This is a genomic window from Stenotrophomonas sp. ZAC14D2_NAIMI4_7 (assembly GCF_003086675.1).
In the GTDB taxonomy this organism is placed as follows: domain Bacteria; phylum Pseudomonadota; class Gammaproteobacteria; order Xanthomonadales; family Xanthomonadaceae; genus Stenotrophomonas.
The window spans coordinates 3,477,598-3,495,213 of the sequence record NZ_CP025995.1 but is presented as its reverse complement, the minus strand read 5'-3'; the positions used below and the strand labels follow the sequence as shown (position 1 = coordinate 3,495,213).

The 17,616-nt window shown below is 68.6% G+C and carries 15 protein-coding genes and 2 pseudogenes; 6 read left to right on the top strand and 11 right to left on the bottom strand.

All coding sequences use genetic code 11. The annotated features are described in order from the left end of the window. Positions 1 to 176 precede the first annotated feature (176 nt). The gene (locus C1922_RS16045; protein ID WP_108750673.1) at positions 177 to 1,538 is read right to left on the bottom strand and encodes an Hsp70 family protein; all 1,362 of its coding nucleotides are present in this window, start codon (positions 1,536 to 1,538) and stop codon (positions 177 to 179) included. A gap of 271 nt (positions 1,539 to 1,809) precedes the next feature. Next, positions 1,810 to 1,938 (bottom strand): annotated as a pseudogene (locus tag C1922_RS16035) (transposase); the annotation flags it as partial. Between the two features lie 482 nt (positions 1,939 to 2,420). Between C1922_RS16035 and C1922_RS16030 the strand changes: the two are divergent. Further along, the gene (locus tag C1922_RS16030) at positions 2,421 to 2,756 is read left to right on the top strand and encodes a zinc ribbon domain-containing protein YjdM (protein ID WP_108751627.1); all 336 of its coding nucleotides are present in this window, start codon (positions 2,421 to 2,423) and stop codon (positions 2,754 to 2,756) included. Between the two features lie 6 nt (positions 2,757 to 2,762). Here C1922_RS16030 and C1922_RS16025 read toward each other — a convergent pair whose 3' ends face one another. After that, complete coding sequence (locus C1922_RS16025; protein ID WP_108750672.1) at positions 2,763 to 3,923, bottom strand: transglutaminase-like domain-containing protein; 1,161 nt, start codon at positions 3,921 to 3,923, stop codon at positions 2,763 to 2,765. Between the two features lie 231 nt (positions 3,924 to 4,154). On the opposite strand from C1922_RS16025, the gene C1922_RS16020 reads away from it, so the two are divergent. The 4 genes from C1922_RS16020 to C1922_RS16005 all read left to right on the top strand — a co-directional run bounded on the left by C1922_RS16020 (position 4,155) and on the right by C1922_RS16005 (position 7,009). Continuing rightward, positions 4,155 to 4,757, top strand: coding sequence for a hypothetical protein (locus C1922_RS16020; protein WP_108750671.1), 603 nt, complete (start codon positions 4,155 to 4,157; stop codon positions 4,755 to 4,757). 49 nt (positions 4,758 to 4,806) lie between these two features. Beyond that, positions 4,807 to 4,986 (top strand): oxidoreductase-like domain-containing protein, encoded by a 180-nt coding sequence (locus C1922_RS16015; RefSeq protein WP_108750670.1) that lies wholly within the window; start codon positions 4,807 to 4,809, stop codon positions 4,984 to 4,986. Next, on the top strand, positions 4,983 to 5,600 hold the full coding sequence (locus C1922_RS16010) for a DUF998 domain-containing protein (RefSeq protein ID WP_108750669.1): 618 nt from the start codon (positions 4,983 to 4,985) through the stop codon (positions 5,598 to 5,600). Before C1922_RS16015 ends, C1922_RS16010 begins: the two co-directional genes overlap by 4 nt. Positions 5,601 to 5,671: 71 nt before the next feature. After that, positions 5,672 to 7,009 carry an AcvB/VirJ family lysyl-phosphatidylglycerol hydrolase gene (locus C1922_RS16005; RefSeq protein WP_234413350.1) on the top strand — a complete coding sequence of 446 codons (1,338 nt, stop codon included), beginning with the start codon at positions 5,672 to 5,674 and terminating at the stop codon, positions 7,007 to 7,009. A 46-nt stretch (positions 7,010 to 7,055) separates the two neighbouring features. Here C1922_RS16005 and mprF read toward each other — a convergent pair whose 3' ends face one another. Further along, on the bottom strand, positions 7,056 to 9,617 hold the full coding sequence (mprF, locus tag C1922_RS16000; protein WP_108750667.1) for a bifunctional lysylphosphatidylglycerol flippase/synthetase MprF: 2,562 nt from the start codon (positions 9,615 to 9,617) through the stop codon (positions 7,056 to 7,058). A 190-nt stretch (positions 9,618 to 9,807) separates the two neighbouring features. Here mprF and C1922_RS15995 point away from each other — a divergent pair, with 190 nt between their 5' ends. After that, a complete protein-coding gene (locus C1922_RS15995) occupies positions 9,808 to 10,155 on the top strand; it encodes a RidA family protein (RefSeq protein ID WP_108750666.1) in 348 nt (115 codons plus the stop codon). Positions 10,156 to 10,206: 51 nt separating this feature from the next. Here C1922_RS15995 and C1922_RS15990 read toward each other — a convergent pair. The 7 genes and pseudogenes from C1922_RS15990 to C1922_RS15960 form a co-directional block, all read right to left on the bottom strand. Further along, a pseudogene (locus C1922_RS15990) lies at positions 10,207 to 10,458 on the bottom strand (hypothetical protein); the annotation flags it as partial. A 500-nt stretch (positions 10,459 to 10,958) separates the two neighbouring features. Then, the gene (rnfB, locus tag C1922_RS15985; protein WP_108750665.1) at positions 10,959 to 11,372 is read right to left on the bottom strand and encodes an Rnf electron transport complex subunit RnfB; all 414 of its coding nucleotides are present in this window, start codon (positions 11,370 to 11,372) and stop codon (positions 10,959 to 10,961) included. 23 nt (positions 11,373 to 11,395) lie between these two features. Beyond that, positions 11,396 to 11,986 (bottom strand): HAD family hydrolase, encoded by a 591-nt coding sequence (locus C1922_RS15980; protein ID WP_108750664.1) that lies wholly within the window; start codon positions 11,984 to 11,986, stop codon positions 11,396 to 11,398. Between the two features lie 75 nt (positions 11,987 to 12,061). Next, the gene (gene metG / locus C1922_RS15975) at positions 12,062 to 14,143 is read right to left on the bottom strand and encodes a methionine--tRNA ligase (RefSeq protein WP_108750663.1); all 2,082 of its coding nucleotides are present in this window, start codon (positions 14,141 to 14,143) and stop codon (positions 12,062 to 12,064) included. 102 nt (positions 14,144 to 14,245) lie between these two features. After that, entirely contained in the window at positions 14,246 to 14,695 is a 450-nt protein-coding gene (locus tag C1922_RS15970; protein WP_108750662.1) for a DUF2147 domain-containing protein, read from the bottom strand. Between the two features lie 526 nt (positions 14,696 to 15,221). Continuing rightward, entirely contained in the window at positions 15,222 to 15,623 is a 402-nt protein-coding gene (locus tag C1922_RS15965) for a VOC family protein (protein WP_108750661.1), read from the bottom strand. Beyond that, positions 15,620 to 17,527 carry a DUF885 family protein gene (locus C1922_RS15960; protein ID WP_108750660.1) on the bottom strand — a complete coding sequence of 636 codons (1,908 nt, stop codon included), beginning with the start codon at positions 17,525 to 17,527 and terminating at the stop codon, positions 15,620 to 15,622. The genes C1922_RS15965 and C1922_RS15960 overlap by 4 nt, the downstream gene beginning before the upstream one ends. Positions 17,528 to 17,616: the final 89 nt, after the last annotated feature.

The following is a 17,616-nucleotide window of genomic DNA, read 5'->3' as shown; positions in this document are numbered from 1 at the left end:
AAAGCGGGTCTCGATGGCGGCTCGGGTAGTACGCGGACCATGAACGAGCCAGAAGGCATGGCCGCAAGGCCCGCTGCGCGGGCCGGGCCCTACCCGGGAACACACACCGGCGCAGCCGGCGGAAGGTAGAGCCCTATCAAGCCTACCGAGGGTAGCAAAGTTCACGTAACGTTTTGTTAATCCCGGCTGGCTGCCGCCAGCGCCAGGCCCTGCACCACGCCCAGCGAGGGCTCGCCATGCACCATGCGGGCACCGGGGAAGGCCTCGGCTGCGGCCTGGCGCAGGTAGCCGGCGCGGGACATGCCGCCGGTCAGGAACACCGCGTCCGGATCGCCGCCGATATCACTACGGACCTGCGCCAGCAGGGCCCGGATCTGTTCCAGGTAGCCGTGCGCGGCAGCGGTCAGGCCTTCGGCGCTGGTGTCGGCATGCAGGTCGCGGGCAATGTAGTCCAGCGCGCTGCGGTGTTGCGGGCTGCTGCTCAGGGCGATCTTGGCGCGTTCCACGTCGCGGTACAGGCGGGCGGTGTTGCCGGTGTCCTGCAGTGTTTGCAGGCGGTCGCCCCAGGGCGCGTCCACGTGGTCGTACTTGTGCAGGCGGAACTCGCGCTGGCGGGTCATGTCCTGCACCGTGGCCGCTTCCACGTAATGGTGGGCGGGAACGCGGGTGATGCCGCGGCCGAACAGCGGCATGTAGCTGGACAGGCTCAGTGCCAGGTCGATATCGGTACCGCCGCGGGCGATGCCCCAGGCGCGGTGGATGCGCGGTGCGGCGTCGCCGCCCACCTCGGCGTGGGCGATGTCGGTGGTGCCGCCGCCGATATCGACGATCACGGCCTGGTGCCGCTCGCGGCTTTCGGCGTGGTAATGCATGGCGGCGGCAGCGGGTTCTTCCAGGAAATCGATCTGGTCGAAGCCGGCCTGGCTGGCGGCCTCGCGCAGGATGTCCAGCGCCTGTGCGTTGCCGGCATCGCCGATGGAGCTGCGGAACTGCACCGGGCGGCCGAGCAGGGCGGCGCGCAGCGGCTGGCCCAGCTGGGCGCTGGCGGTCAGGCGGATGTGTTCCAGGATGTGCGCGGCGATACCGGTGATGGTCTGCTTCGCGCGCGGGTGCAGGTTGTAGCCCAGCATCGACTTCGGGCTCTGCACCAGGTTGCCTTCGTGTTCCTCGAAATAGGCTTCCAGCGCCTCGTCGCCGTAGACCGCGTTCTGCAGCAGGTCGCTGGCGCTGCGTTCCTGTCCGGCGCGGGCTTCCATCCATTCGCGGCGCAGGGCGCGCAGGGCTTCGCGGCGCAGGGCCTGCGGCGTGCGTTCCTGGCCGGCGGCACGGGCCGCGCGGGCGGCGCTGTCGATCATCTGCTGCAGCTGGTGTTCCTGCCCGGCATCGAGCTGGAAATCGTCCGGGTCGGGCACCACGCCGGGGAAGTAGACGCTGGTGCGGAACTGTTCGGCGTCGCCGAAGCGGATCGGCAGCAGCTGGCCATCGCGGACGATCGCGGCGGCGGAGTTGCTGGTACCAAAGTCGATGCCGAGGCGCATGGGAAATCCGGGGGACAGGCGGGGGCCGCGCACTCTGCTGCAGTTCGGCGCGTCCTGCAAGTTTCAGTCGGCTTCGGTTGGGTTTCAGCGCCTGCCTGATCCGTGCTCAGCCGAGGGGGCGGCCGGAGCAGGACACGCCGTTAACCCATCCATGAAGTGACCCCCTGAAGTTGGACAGGTGGGGGATCAGGCGGCCAGCGCGGCCTGCTCCCGGTACTTTACCGGGCTCAAGCCCTTTAATTTCAGGCGGATACGATTCTCGTTGTAGTTAGGTCGCTGCCCACCGCCTCACCGTGGAGAACTCCAGGCCATGGCGGCGGGCAACGGCCTTGACCGATGTGGAGGTGTTACAGGCCTCCTTGGCGACCTGCAATTTGAAACAAACCTCATATCTATTCATGCAAACCTCGGGGTCGGATCAGGTGTCCAACTCCCGGGGGTCACTTCACCATGGGGGCTCGTAGGCGCCTTGCTCGTGAGCGCTGTCCTGCGCACACGGCAAGACCGGGGTTGGGCGTCCTGCCCAACCCGCCCGAGGCATGCCCCGGGCCCATGGCGCCTGCGGTCCTGCTCCGGCCGCCCCCTCGGCTCTGGACAGTTCCCGGAGCGCGGCAACAGACAACAAAGCAGCAGCCCAAGCTTTTGATTGTCCCGGCCGCCGCCGCGGGAAACTGTCAAGGCGGGGCGGAGAGGGGCCGACGGGACCGCAGGCGCCACGGATGGCGCCTACGAGCTACATGGACGTATTTACCGCGTGTCCCCTCGGCCCCTCTCCGTCCCGCCCCAGCGAGATCAATCAAAGCGCCGCGCGCGCGAGAAAAATCGGAGCACAGGCGTGCCGGTTACAATGGCGGTTGTTGATTCATTTTGAGGTACTTGCTGATGTCGTCCGCTCCCGCTTGCCCGCAGTGCACCCTGGAAAACACCTATGCCGATGGCGCGCTGTGGATCTGCGCCGACTGCGGCTTCGAGTGGACCGCCGAAGAGGCCAGTGGCGCGGGGCTGGTGGTGCGTGACAGCAACGGCAATACGCTGCAGAGCGGCGATACGGTCACCGTGATCAAGGACCTGAAGGTGAAGGGGTCTTCCATTCCGTTGAAGCAGGGCACGGTTATCCGCAACATCCGCCTGGTCGAGGACGATGCCGAACACATTGAAGGTAATTCGGACAAGATCAAGGGGCTGGTGCTGAAGACCTGCTTCCTGAAAAAGGCCTGACGCGCTTCAGCGCCGCGCCTGCTGCTGCGCGCGCCAGCGGGCCAGGCTGTCCAGCTTGGCCTGGTAACGCGCCTGCTCGGGCGCCCCGCCCAGTTGCTGGGCACGCAGCAGTTCGCGGTCGGCCCGCTGTACCTGCCCGCTGCGGAAATAGGCGCGGGCCAGCCCGAAATGGAACTGGTGCGCACTGTCGTACAGGCGCACGGCACGCCGGTAGTAACGGATCGCGTCGGCCAGGTTGCCCCTGCGCTCGGCCTGCGCCCCCAGCATGTACTGCACGAACGGATCTTCGCGCTGCACCTCGTGCAGCACCTGCTGCAGGGCGTGCGCCTGCGCGGTCATGCCCATGCGCTCGTACAGGGCGCTGGCGTTGGCCAGCGCGGCGTCATGCCGGGGCTTGAGCCGCAGCGCGGTTTCCAGTGCCATGCGCGCGGCGACCAGGTCGCCACGGCGGCTGGCCAGCACACCGACGTTGTTCCAGGTGGAGGCGAAGCCCGGATCCTGCTGCAGCGCCGCCGCAAAGAACGCCTGCGCGCCGGCGCCATCGTTGCTGGCCATGCGTTCGGCGCCGCGGTTGTTGTAGAAGTGGGCCAGCGCCCGCGCGGTGCTGATCGGTTGCGGGCCGCGGCGGTCATAGAGCACGTTGCGGTCCAGGTCGACCGTGCCACTGCGCCCGTCCACCACGATGGACGCGTTCACGTGGCCCACGCTGTAGACCACGCCCTGGTCCTGGTCCTGGTACCAGGACACCACCCGGTCCACCTGCTGCACGCGTGCCTGGATGCCGGCCTCGCGCGCCAGGGTCACGAACAGCAGGGTGAAGGCCAGGCAGTTGGCCCGCCGTTGCTGCCAGATTTCGGCAAGGGTATACGTGGCGTTGGCGTCGTACTGCAGGTCCAGGCCGCGCTGCGAAAAGATCATGTCGACCAGGGCCTGCGCGCGCTGGTCGCGCGAGCGCGAACGATTGATCACCTGCTGCTGCAGCATCTGCCGCATCGGCGCTGGAATGGCCAGCACCTGCTCGGGCGTGGGCACCGGCGCGGATGTCGTCTGCAGGGTGGCCAGCGCGGGCGCCGGGGCGGGGTCGGTGGGCGCGGCTTGGCCCTGCGCCGCCAGGGACGGCGCGATTCCCAACAGCATTGTCAGGCCGCAAGCGGCAAGCAGGTGCATGAGCAGTTCCTGCACGACGGCGGACGCTTCCGCCTGCCGGCAGTGTAGATCGGGGGCCCCGACCGGGCGCACACCGTCCGTCGGCACAAGCGTTGATCCACAGAGAATGTGGACCAGCGCTTCACAAAGCTGTGGACAACCGCCGCCAGCGCTTGCCGGGCAAGCGTTGTGAGTGCGTGGTGAAAAACTGACCAGCTTGCTCTGGCCGCGCGTCGGCGGGATCATCGTTACATGGATTTCGCCCCCGTTCCGCTGGCGCCGGCGCAGTGGCAGGCGCTTGAAGCGGCCTATGCCACGCCACCGCGCGCCTACCACCACTTCGGCCACGTGCGCGCGGTGCTGCAGCACTGCCAGCAGGTGGCCGAGGGCCCGGGCTGGCAGCAGCCGGCCGAGGTCTACCTGGCCGTGCTGTACCACGATGCGGTGTACCAGGCCGGGCGCAAGGACAACGAGGCCCGTTCGGCGCAGTTGGCCGTGCGGGCCATTGGCGATGTGCCTGCTTTTGCGCAGGTGGATGCCGCGCGGGTGGAACAGCTGATCCTGCTGACCGCACGCCACGGTGCGCTGGGGCCCGATGGGGTGGACGCCGAGGCCGCGCTGTTCCTGGACTGCGACATGGCCATCCTGGGCGCCCCGGCCGAGGTGTTCGATGCCTACGACCGCGGCGTGGCCGAAGAGTACCGGGGTGTCGTTCCGGGCTTCCTGTACCGTGCAGGTCGCCGTCGCTTCCTGCAGGGCCTGCTGCGCGCGCCGCGCATCTTTTTGAGCGATTTCTTCCATGCGCGTCTGGACGCCGCGGCGCGCGCCAACCTGCGCCGGCACCTGGAACGCTGAGCGGGGCCGTTACACTGGCGCGGTGTTTCCTGTCCTGTCTGATCTGCCTGTGACCGATCCCGTGCCCGATCCCGACCCGCGCCCGCTGCCGCCGGAAGAACCCGGCCCCAACGAGTGCTGCGGCAGCGGTTGCCCGTTGTGCGTGCTGGACCTGTATTCGGAAGAACTGCAGCGTTACCGCAAGGCCCTGGCCGAATGGCAGGCGCGGCACCCGCAGGAGACGCCGTGAGCCGGGCCCGCCCCGCAGCGCTGTTGGCCTTGGTGGCGCTGCTGCTGTTCGTGGCTACCGCACTGTGGACGCAGTTCGCGCGCGCCGACCTGGACTGGGTGAGGGCAACGCTGAGCCTGTACCTGGACGGCCCCTGGGGGCTGGCCCTGCGCAGCGCGTACTGTCTGCTGGCGCTGGCCATCGCGCTGCTGGGCATTGCCGTGTACCGCGGCAGCCGCGGGCCGCGCCGCAGCGCCGCCGCCCCCTTGCTGTTCACCGTGGCGGCGCTGGGCCTGGCCACCGTGGCGATCGGTGACAGCTGGCTGCCGCAGTTGGCGCCGCTGATCGCGCCGCTGGTGCATGGGCTGGCCGCCAACACCGCGTTCCTGTGTGCCAGCGTGGCCATGCTGCTGCAGGCCTGGTACCTGCGCCGCGAACCGGGCTGGCAGCGCAGCGCGGCGCTGCTATGGGCGTGGGCGTGGCTGGCGTTCGTGCTGCTGTGGATGCACGTGCTGTGGCGCGATGGTCCACCGCGCGGGCTGGGGCAGAAGATCGTGATCGCGGTCATCGTCGGTTGGCTGCTGCACCTGGCGGTGATCCTGTACCGCCGCACGCGCATCGCCAGCGCCGGCTGAACCGCCCACGCCGGTACATGCCGTGCACGCGCCGGCAGCGTATCGTGTGCGCATTCCAACGGGGATGCGACATGACGCGTGCAGGGCTGGGCAGGGCGATGGGGCTGGTGTTGGCGCTGGCGGCGGGATCGGCGGCCGCCGATGTGCAGCAGGTCAGCCACGGCCGCTTTGAACAGGTGCCGGTGCATTCACCGGGTGGTGCGCCCAAACGCGTGGTGATCTGGTTCCACCAACCCTCTGCCGGGCAGGCCGCCATAGCGCCGATCGAGGCCCTGCGCGCCGATGGTGCGCTGGTGGCGTCGGTCGACGTGGACCACCTGCGCGGTGTGCTCAAGCGCGAGGGCAACAGCAGCTGCGCCTTCGGCGCGGGCGACGTGGAGAACTTCTCGCGCTGGGTGCAGGCCTATCTGCACCTTCCCGGCTACCACCTGCCGCTGGTCGGTGGCGATGGTGAGGGCGCCGAGCTGGCCTACAGCCTGGCCGCACAGGCCGATACCCAGGTGTTCGCCGGCCTGCTGACCAGCGGTTTCTGCCCCGACCACAGCCACGAGCGCATGGTCTGCGGCGACGGGGTGAAGCACGGCCGCCTGCAACCGGCCGAGTTGAATCTGCCGTGGTTGAACGCCGATGGCGGCGCCGGCTGCAAGGCCGGCCATGCCGATGCCTTCGTGCAGCAGGTCGCGATGGCCCGTGGCTTCAAGCGCACCGCCGCCGGCGATGCCACGCCGGGGCTGGTGGCGGCGGCACGGGTGATGGGTGCGCAGGCCGGGGTGAGCCTGGCGCCGCCGCCCGATGCGCTGAAGGGCCTGCCGGTGGTGGAAGTGCCCGCGCGCGGTGACGGTGACACCCTGGCGGTGTTCGTCTCCGGCGACGGCGGCTGGGCGGGCCTGGACAAGAACGTGGCCGAGTCGCTGGCCGAGCACGGCGTGTCGGTGGTTGGCCTGGATTCGCTGCGCTACTTCTGGACCGCGCGCACCCCGCAGGGGTTCGCCGCGGACCTGCAGAAGATCATCGAGCACTACCGCCAACAGTGGCACCGCGATAAGGTGATGCTGATCGGTTTTTCGCAGGGCGCCGACGTGCTGCCGGCCAGCATCAACCAGCTGGACGCCGCAACCCGTGCGCGCGTGCAGCGCATTGCGTTGCTGTCGGTGGGGCGCAAGGCCGATTTCGAATTCCACGTGAGCAACTGGCTGGGCGGCGGTGGCGATGGCCTGCCGATCGCGCCTGAAATCGCACGGCTGCCGGCAGCGAAGACGCTGTGCGTGTTCGGCGAAAAAGATGCCGATGCGCTGTGCCCGGACCTGCCGGCCAACGAAGGCGTGCAGAAAGTGAAGCTGCCGGGCGACCACCATTTCGGCGGCGATTACGATCGCGTGGCCGAGGTGATCCTGAAGGGCGGCGCGTAAAACCTCAGGCGTTCGCCGGGCATGGCCCGGCGGAAATCGCGCCCCGTCACCCGCGCCGCGGGTCCAGCGAAATCAACCGGGTGGCATCGAGCAGCGCCGCCGGCAGGTGCATGCCACCCGGTGCGGCCAGATAACGCGGCCGCCACTGCGGGGCGAACTTCGACTTGAAGCGGCGCAGGCCGCTGAACCCATAGAAGCGTTCGCCGTGCCGCGCCAGCAGCCCGGCCAGCCGGTTCCAGCGCCCGGCCAGGCGGTGCTGGGCCAGCCCGGACAGCGGCGCCATGCCCAGCGAGAAGCGCGCATAGCCCTGTGCACGGCCCCACAGGAACAGCTCGATGAACAGGAAATCCATGGTGCCTTTCGGGGCCTCGTTCACATGGCGCATCAGGTCGACCGACAGCTCGGCGCCAGCGGGTGCCTGCCACAGGTTGGCGAAGGCCACGATCTGACCTTCGGCCTCGACCAGGGCGATCGGGAAGCGCGCCAGATAGGCCGGGTCGAAACTGCCCAGCGAGAAGCCCTTCTCATCGCCCGCCTTGTCCTCCAGCCAGGCGTTGGAAATGGCCTGCAGGCGCGGCAGCAGCGCAGGGATTTCCTCCACCGGCGCTACCCGGAAACTGAGGCCGCCGCGCTTGCCGCGGTTCCAGGCCTGGCGCAGGTCGGCACGCTCGCGTCCTTCCAGGCCGAAATCATGCAGCGGCACCATCGCTTCTTCGCCCAGTTTTACCAGGCCCAGGCCCAGATCCAGGTAGGTCTGCCAGTAGGCCTCGCCCACCTGGTAGAACACCGGGCGCAGGCCCAGCCGGTCGGCTTCTTCGCGGAAGCGCCAGATCAGGGCGCGGGCCACCTCGGGCGGGCCGACCGGGTCGCCCATCGCGATCAACGAACCGCCGTAGCGCTGCATCATCACGAAGCCCTGCTGCGCCTCGTCGCGCAGCACGGCCTTGTCGGCGGTCAGCACCAGGCAGGCCTGGGTGTCGGTGGCGCCGGCCAGCACCGGTGCCAGTGCCTGCAGGGTGCCATCGTCGGCCGCCGGCAGCGGCGTGCGGGTGCTGTGCAGCAGCCGCGCCAGGCCGAAGATCACCAGCGCGATGGCCACCACCAGCAGCGCACGCAGGGCGCGCGGTGCATTGCCGGACAGCGCGAACTGCCACCACAGCTCGTTCTGGTATTCCACGTGGCTGTAGGTGAAGAACAGCAGCCAGGTGACCGCCACCAGCACCAGGCCCAGGTTGCGCAACCACGGCCACGACCACGCCTCGTCCAGCAGCGCGCCCTGGCGGTAGAACTCGCGGCGCGCCGCCCACAGCGCCATCGCCACCAGCAGGGCAGAGAGAGCGATCAGCGGCTGGCCACCGCGCAGCCAGATCGGCAGCGGGGTGATCACGCAGATCGCCATGGCCAGCATCCAGGCCGCATGGCTGCGCCGGGCCAGGCCCTGGCCGATCAGCAGCAGAGCCACGCCGGTCAGGCTGCCGATCAGGTGCGAGGTTTCCAGGATCGGCAGCGAGGCGTTCAGCAGGTGCCGGCGCGGCGTGGGCAGGGTGCCGTCGATCACCAGCGCCGCGCCCACGCTGAAGGCGGCCAGCGCGATGATCTGCGGCAGCCACGGGCGCAGCGCATGCCAGCCGGCGCGGGTGGCACCGGCACCGGCCTTGAATGGCTGGCGCAAGGCCGGCGCGAGGGCCAGCAGGGTGGCCAGCAGCAGCGGCAGCACGTAGTAGGTCACGCGGTAGATCAGCGCGGCGGCCAGCACGGCGGCCGGGGCCACCTGCGGCAGCAGTTTCAGCAGGCTCCATTCGAACACGCCCAATCCGGCCGGCACCGTGGACACCAGCCCGGCCAGCACCGCCACCAGGTACAGGCCGACGAAGCCGGGCAAACCGGTGGGGGTGGAATCGGGCAGCAGCACGTAAAAGGCGGCACTGGCCAGTACCAGTTCCACCACGCTGAGTGCGGTCACGCCCAGCATGGTGCGGCGATCGGGCAGCCACAGGCCATGACCGAAGATCTGGAAGGTGCGGCCGTGGCGGCCGACCAGCAGCAGGGTCAGTACGTACGCCGCCAAGGCGACAATGCCGACCACGCGCACGGCGGTCGGGTCCAGCGGCAGGGCAAGCGCTGCCGCGGCCGGTTCCATGCACAGGGCCAGGCCGATCAGCAGCCACGCACCGAACATGAAGCCCAGCGTGCTCATCAGCACCACCTGGCCGATCTGCGCCAGGCCAAGGCCGGCGCTGCGGTAGCCGCGCAGGCGCACCGCGCCGCCGGTCAGCGCGGCAAAGCCGACGGTCTGGCCCAGCGTATGGGCCAGGAACGCGGTGATGCCGATGCGTGCCGGATGCACGCGGATGCCGCTGCGGCGCAGGCCGATGGCGTCGAAGCCGATCAGGCAGGCATAACTGGCCAGGCCCAGCAGCACCGTCAGCGCGATCTGGCCGACGCTGAGGTTCTGGAACGCGTGGCGGATGGCGCGGTAGCCGTTCTCGTCGAATTCGTTGGCCAGCCCATGCAGGGCCAGGGCCAGGACCAGCAGCGGGATGACGATGGTGGCGACGCGCTTCCAGGTGGATGCGGCGGAAGGTGTGGAGTCGGCTGGGGCGGTCATCGGCGCAAGGGTGCGTCAGTGGGGGCGAGGGCGGTGTCAACGCAGCGTGGCGCATCGTGCGCCTGTCGCCGCCGTTTGACCAGCGCTGGACTGTGCGCAGGCTGGCCGGATGCAGTGGCCGCGCCGGGCACACACTTCGCACGCCGGGTGGGTGAGAATGCAGGTCTGTCCACCCGCAGGAGCCACGCCCATGATGGAGCGTTACGACGTCGGACCGCGTATGTCCGAAATGACCGTGCACAACAAGGTCGCCTACCTTTCCGGCCAGATTCCGGAAGACACCAGCCAGGACATCACCGGGCAGACCCGGCAGGTGCTGGCCGAGATCGACAAGCTGCTGGCGCTGGTGGCCAGCGACCGCCAGCACGTGCTGCGTGCGGAAGTGTTCCTGGCCGACATCGCCGATTTCGACGGCATGAACAAGGCGTGGGACGAGTGGGTGGTTGAAGGCGCAACCCCGGCCCGCGCCACGTTCGAGGCCAAGCTGGCGCACGCCGAGTGGAAGGTCGAGATCGTGATCACGGCGGCCGTGCCGTAATCCTGCTGGGGTCAGATCCCTTTCCGCAGGAAAGGGCTCTGACCCCTTCAACTAGCGTGGCTGCAGCTGCGCACTGGCCTGCGCGCACAGGCCGATACAGGCCAGCATCAGGCCTTCCATTACGCGGTCGCCGACGTGTTCCTGCACGCCGCCGTTCTGACGGGTGCGTTCGGCGGCCAGCATGATTTCCTGCACCACGCGCAGCCCGGCCAGCGCGCAGTCGGCGTCGGCCAGAGCGCGTTGCCGGCCCGGTTGTTGGGCGTGCTCGGGCCAGGGTTGGCCATCGGCGGCGCTGCCGTGTCCGGTGTCTTCATGGCAGTGCTCCGTGCAAGGCATTCGGTAGCCGCCACGTGAGGGTGGCGGACGGAGACGTGGCTCGAAAACCGGGACGCAAGACGAAACCGGTGGGCGCGAAGACCCCCACGCTCCGCCCGCCATAGCCGGCAGACGGATTGCCAGCCGGCGCCACGCAAGGTGACGCCGGCTGGCAAGCGTAAACAACGTCTTACGTCGCGGGTTTTCGAGACCCGGCCACTCGTTTTCAGTGGCACGCCATCTATAGCCGTGCTGCTGCCGAATGCCCATCAGAATCGTTGCATTCCACTTCGCAGCAGGACGCTTGCGACAGTGTTGCATCGGGGTGATGGCTGCCATGCCGCTGCGCCGCAAGCGCCTCGACCGAGCGGGCAATCTGCGACAAGTGTCGTGCTTGCGCGGGCGTGGGGCGCGGCGGTGTGGGTCGATTGCGACTAGCTTCGCGGAATGGGGTCAGAGCCCTTTTCTGCGAAAAGGGATCTGACCCCTTACAGCAGCTGCAGATCGATGCAGTCCACCGGGCACGGCGGAATGCACAGCTCGCAGCCGGTGCACAGGTCGGCAATGACGGTGTGCATGTACTTGGCGCCGCCGACGATGGCATCCACCGGGCAGGCCTGGATGCATTTGGTGCAGCCGATGCAGTCCGCTTCCACGATCACCGCCACCTGCGGTGGCTTGTGCGCGCCGCGCGTGCGGTCGAACGGCACGGCTGGTACGCCCAGCACCTGCGCCAGTGCGCGCGCCCCGGCATCGCCGCCGGGCGGGCAGCGGTCCACGCCGGCGTCGCCACGGGCCATGGCCTGCGCGTACGGGCGGCAGCCGTCAAAGCCGCATTGCCCACATTGGGTCTGCGGCAACAGGCGGTCCAGGCGTTCGGTCAGGGGCGGGATCAGGCTCATGCGTGGCGAAGGCTGCGCGTTGGTTATTTCAGGGGCTTGCCGCGATACCAGCGCTCGTGGGCGAGGGCCAGCATGGGGCGGTCTTCGTAGCTGTCGCCGTAGGCGTGGATGCGCACATAGCGCGACAGGTCGAAGCGGCGGCGGATGTGGTCGACCTTGCGCGGGCCACAGTCGCCGTCGGCGTAGCGCCCGGTCAAACGGCCGTCCTGGCTTTCCAGCCGGTTGCAGATCAACTGCAGGCCCCACTGTTCACACCACGGCCGCAGGTAAAGATCCAGCGATCCGGACACGACCACTACAGTGTGCTGCTGTTCCTTGTGCCAGCGGATCTGTTCCAGCATTTCCGGCCGCATCACTTCGGGCAGCACCTCGCGGGCGAAGCCGGCGGCCAGCGTGGCGATGTCATCGGCGTGGCGTTCGCTGAAGGTCAGGCGGGTTACGCGCGCACGGATGCGTTCGGCGGAAATGATGCGCAGGCGGTAGGCCAGCAACCACGGGCCCACCTTCCACCACGCACGCGCCAGCTGTTCGGGCGTGGCCACGCGGCGCACGAAGCGGCCATAGGTATCGCAGGTGGTGATGGTGTGGTCGAAATCGAACAGCGCCAGCTCCATCCTGCTCTCTCCCATGGCGGTGCCTTCCGTGGCGGTGTGCGGGCCGGGCGCGGCGTGGGCCGCGCCCGGGGTGCATCAGCGGACCGGCATGCCCGGCTGCGCGCCGCTGTCGGCGTCCAGCAGTGCCAGCGCGCCGCCGTCGAAACCGGCCGACAGGATCATGCCTTCGCTCAGGCCGAAGCGCATCTTGCGCGGGGCCAGGTTGGCGATGAACACCACGCTGCGGCCGACCAGCGCTTCCGGTTCGCCGTAGCTGCCGCGGATGCCGGAGAAGATCTGGCGCTTGCCCAGGTCGCCGGCGTCCAGCTCGAAGCGCAGCAGCTTGTCCGAGCCTTCCACGAATTCGCACACCAGCACCTTGCCGATGCGCAGGTCGAGCTTGGCGAAATCGTCGATGCCGATATAGGCCGGCGCGTCGGCGCCCTTGGCTTCGTCCTTGGCCGGGGCCGGGGCGGCCGGCTTGGCGGCGTCGGGCTTGGCGGCGGGGGCGGCAGCGGCGGCCGGCTGCAGGGTGTCCTTGGAGGCGTCGATCATGGCGTCAATCTTCTTCGGGTCGATACGGGTGAACAGCGGGGTGTAATCGGCAATGCGGTGGCCCAGCAGCGGCTGTGCCAGCGCGGTCCAGTCGTTGACCGGTGCGGCCAGGAACGCTTCGGCCTGCGCGGCGGTGGTCGGCAGCACCGGCTTCAGCGCGGTCACCAGCACGCGGAACAGGTTCAGGCCCTGGCTGCAGACCGCCTGCAGCTGCGCATCGGCGCCTTCCTGCTTGGCGATCACCCAGGGCTTTACGTCGTCGATGTAGCGGTTGGCTTCGTCGGCCAGGGCCATGGTCAGGCGGATGGCCGCGGCCGGGTCGTTGCGCTCGTAGGCTTCGCGGATCGGCGCCAGGCCATCGACGAAACGCTGGTACTGCGCCGCGTCGGGCAGCTGGGTGGCCAGCAGGCCGTCGAAGCGCTTGCTGATGAAGCCGGCACAGCGGCTGGCCAGGTTGACGAACTTGCCAACCAGATCGGCGTTCACGCGGGCGATGAAGTCGCCCAGGTTCAGGTCCAGGTCGTCCACCCCGCCGCTGGTCTTGGCCGCGTAGTAATAGCGCAGCGCTTCCGGTTCCAGGCCGGCGTCCAGGAAGGTGCGTGCCATCACGAAGGTGCCGCGCGACTTGCTCATCTTGGCGCCGTCCACGGTCAGGTAGCCGTTCACGTGCAGGCGGGTGGGCGCGCGGTGGCCGGTGCCATGCAGCACCGCCGGCCAGAACAGGCCGTGGAAGTTGACGATGTCCTTGCCGATGAAGTGGTGCAGTTCGGTGCTGGTGCCGGCGCGCAGGTGCGCGTCGAAGTCTTCGCCCAGCTTGCCGCACAGGGTCTGGAAGCTGGACAGGTAGCCGATCGGCGCATCCAGCCAGACGTAGAAGTACTTGCCCGGCTGGCCGGGAATCTGGAAACCGAAGTACGGCGCATCGCGCGAGATGTCCCACGCGCGCAGGCCGCCTTCGGCGTTCAGCCACTCACCCAGCTTGGCCTTCACGCCCGGCAGGGCGACGTCGCCGGCCAGCCATTCGCGCAGGAACGCATCGAAGTGGCCGACCTCGAAGAAGAAGTGTTCCGAATCGCGCATCTCCGGGGTGGCCCCGGAAATGACCGAACGCGGTTCCTTCAGGTCGGTGGGCGCGTAGGTGGCGCCGCACACTTCGCAGTTGTCGCCGTACTGGTCGGCGCTGCCGCAGTTGGGGCAGATGCCCTTCACGTAGCGGTCGGGCAGGAACATGCCCTTGGCCGGGTCGTAGAACTGCGCCACCGACCGGCGGCTGATGTGGCCGGCCGCTTCCAGCTTCAGGTAGAACTGTTCGGTCAGCGCCTTGTTGGCCGCCGAGTTGGTTGAATCGTAGTGGTCGAAGGCCACGCCGAAGGCGGCGAAGTCACGTTCGTGGCTGGCCTGGATGTTGGCGATGAAGGTTTCCGGGGTGACCCCGGCCTTTTCGGCCGCCAGCATGATCGGCGTGCCATGGGTGTCGTCGGCGCAGACGAACCAGGCGGTACCGCCGCTCATTCGCCGCGCGCGTACCCAGATGTCAGCCTGGATGTAGCCGACCAGATGGCCCAGGTGCAGCGGGCCGTTGGCGTAGGGCAGGGCGGTGGTGACGAGCGCGGTACGGGTCATGGTCGCGGGGTGCAGCCGAGGGGAACCGCAGATTATCGCACGCCCGCAACGTCGTGACCCGGCCGGGGCCGGGTCACGGGGTGCTGCGCGGGGTGGGGCGGGTTACTCGCGCACCCAGGTCTGCGCGCGGCAGATGAATGCGATGCAGCCGGACACGTCCAGCTTGCCGCCGCCGGGCTGCAGTTCGATCTTGGACTTGTAGGTCTTGCCGTTGGCCGGGTCCAGGATGGTGCCGCCGGACCACTTGCTGTGGCTGCCCTTGTCCTGCGACAGGTTCCACAGGATGGTCATGCCCTTCACCGGCTTGTTCTTGTTGGCGCCTTCGCAGCCATCGCAGACCGGGTTCGGGCCCTTGTCCGAATGCAGGATGTCGACCACCTTGCCAGACAGCGTGCCGTTGGCGGCCTGGGTGATCTCGACGATCGACTTCACCTTGCCGGTCTTGTCGTCGATGGTCTTCCAGCGGCCGGCGGCACTGTCGGCGGCCTGCGCCGAGAGCGCGGCCAGGCACAGCGGCAGTGCCAGCAGCAGGGTCTTGAAGGTCTTGCGCATGGTCCCCTCCCAGGGTTCATTCCGGCACGATGCCGGTACAGGGCGACTGTATACCCATTCGGGTGGGTATGGGGAAGAGGGAGGGCTTTGCAGGGCTGCGCCCTGCACCCGCAGAGGCGAAAGCCGAAAGGTAGGTGTCGACCTTGGTCGGCACGGGGTTGGATCCCGTTGCTGCGCAACGGGCTCTGACCCCCTTGGGGATCGCATGCATGGGCTCAGAGCAGGGCTGCGCCCTGCACCTGCCGAGGCCGAAGCCGAAGCCGAAGCAAGATCAAGAGCGGCATTCCGGGGGATGGCGGGGCACTGTGGGTTTGCGGGGACGGCGCAAGTACGTCCATGTAGCCTTGGTCGCCGCATCCATGCGGCTCACACCCCGCAAACCCACAGTGCCCCGCCTTCGACAGGTTCACGCGGCTGTGGGTCGCACGGGGTCGGATCCCGTTGCTGTGCAACGGGCTCTGACCCCATTGGGGATCGCGTGGATGGGGTCAGAGCCCTTTCCATTGGAAAGGGATCCGACCCCGGCTCAGACGACTTCGTACAGTTCCAGTGGCAGGCCGTCGGGGTCGGCGAAGAAGGTGAAGCGGGCGCCGGTGTATTCGTCCACGCGGATCGGTTCGCAGGCCACGCCGTGCTCGGCCAGGCGCTGCATGAACGGTTCCAGTGCGGCCACCCGGAAGGCCAGGTGGCGCAGGCCCTGTGCTTCGGGCCGGCTGGGCCGGGGCGGTGGTGCGGGGAACGAGAACAGTTCCAGCTGCCCACCGTCGGGCAGGGCCAGGTCCAGCTTCCACGAATCGCGTGCGGGGCGGTGGTTTTCCGCCAGCACGCGCAGGCCCAGCACGCGCACGTAGAACTCCTTCGAGCGCGCGTAGTCGCTGCAGATCAGCGCCACATGGTGGATGCCCAGCAGTGCGCCGGCCTCGCTCATGGCGTAGCTGCTGCGGCGGGCTGGGCCATCCAGCGGTCCATCTTGCGGGCCAGTACATCCAGCGGCATCGAGCCGTCCTTCAGCAGTTCGGCATGGAAGCGGCGCAGGTCGAACGCGGCGCCCTGCTGCGCGCGGGCCTTGTCACGCAGGGCGACGATGGTGGTCAGGCCAGCCACGTTGGACAGGGCCTGGCCGGGCTGGGCCATGATCCGCTCCACTTCGGCGCTGGCATCGTCGGCGCTCATGTCCGCGTTCTTCTGCAGGTAGCTGACCGCCTGCTGCTTGCTCCAGCCCTGTGCGTGCACGCCGGTGTCGGCCACCACGCGGGTGGCGCGCAGCAGGCGCGAGTACAGGTAGCCGATACGGTCGTAGGGATCGTTGTAGGCGCCCAGGTCATCGCCCAGGGTTTCCGCATACAGGCCCCAGCCTTCAATGAAGGCCACATCGCCGCCCTGGCGGCGGAAGCGCGGCAGCTTGGCCAGTTCCTGCTGCAGGCCCAGCTGCACGTGGTGGCCGGGAATGGCTTCATGCAGGTACTGCACCGGCACGCTCCAGCGCTTGCGGCTGGGCAGGTCCCGGGTGTTCACGTACAGCACGCCCGGCTGTCCGGCCGGCGAAGGCTGGTAGGCGGCTGCGGCGGCAGCCAGGGCGCGTTCTGGATCGACCGGGCGGATCTCCAGCCCGGCCTTGGGCAGCGTGTCCAGCACCTGCGGCAGGCGCGTGGACACCTGCTGCTGCACCTGGCGGTAGCGGTTCAGCAGGTCGTCGGCATTCACGTATTGGAACTGGCGATCGTTGCGCATGCTCTTCAGCAGCTTGGCCTGCGAACCACGCAGTTTGTTTTCCTTCATCACCGCGGCGATCTGCGCCTGCAGTTGCTGCACACGCTGTTCGCCCAGGGCATGCAGCTGCGCGGCGGTCTGGTCGCTGGCGGTGGTCTGCACGATCAGGTTGGCGTACCACGCCTGGCCATCGGGCAGTGCGCCCAGTCCGGTGCTTTCGCGGGTGGCCGGCAGGTATTCGGTGGCGATGAAGCCACGCAGTGCGCGGTAGGCCGGCATGATGCGCAGTTCGATCATGCGCTTGTACTCGGCGCTGATGCGCGCCCTGTCTTCGGCGGCAATGCTGTCGGGCATGGTGCGGATGGGCGACCAGAAGATGCTTTCCTCCGCGGTCGGCTTGATCACTGCATCCAGCTGCGGCAGCACCTTTTCCATCAGGTCGCGCGGCTGCACCACGCCGGCTTTCATGCCCTGGCGCATGTTGTCGATGGCCTGGTCGAACAGCGGCGCAATGCCCAGCGAACGGCGCGACCAGGTGTCATAGTCCTGCACGGTGTTGAAGGGCTGGGCGCCGGCACCGGCACCGAGGATCGCCATGATGCTGCCGATGTTGTAGTACTGGCTGATCGGCATCATCCAGCTGGGGTAGCGTTCGGCGTCCAGCGTGGCGCGCGCGTCGCGCACGAAGATCTGGTAGCTCAGCAGGTCCTGACCCTGCAGGCCGTCACTGCCGACCTTTTCGACCTTGCCCAGCCATTCCACGGTGAAATCGTGCGATTGCTGGCGCCAGGCGGCCGACAGGATGTTGGGCAGCTGGTCGTTGTAGCGGGTTTCACCCTGGAAGGTGGCCTGCAGCGGGTTCAACCGCATCGAGGCGTCCCAGTATTCGTCGTACAGGCGCTCCAGCTGCACGGCGCGCGGTACGGCGCGGGCCGGAGCGGTGGGGCGCGGCGCGGCGCGGCGTGGGGCGGCACGCGGCTTGGCCTTGGGTTTGGCGGCCTGGCGGCTCTGCGCGGTGGTGGGGCGGCTGGCCTTCTTCTTCGCTGCTTCGGCCGACGGTACGGCACTGAACAGGAACAACGCAGCGATGGCGGCGGCCAGGACGCGGGGGGAATACGGCATCAGGAGCTTCCGTGGAACACAGACCGTGGAGCTTGCACGATCCGCGCGCGTACGGCCAGCGTGAAGCCGCAGTCAGCTTGCCGGCGCTG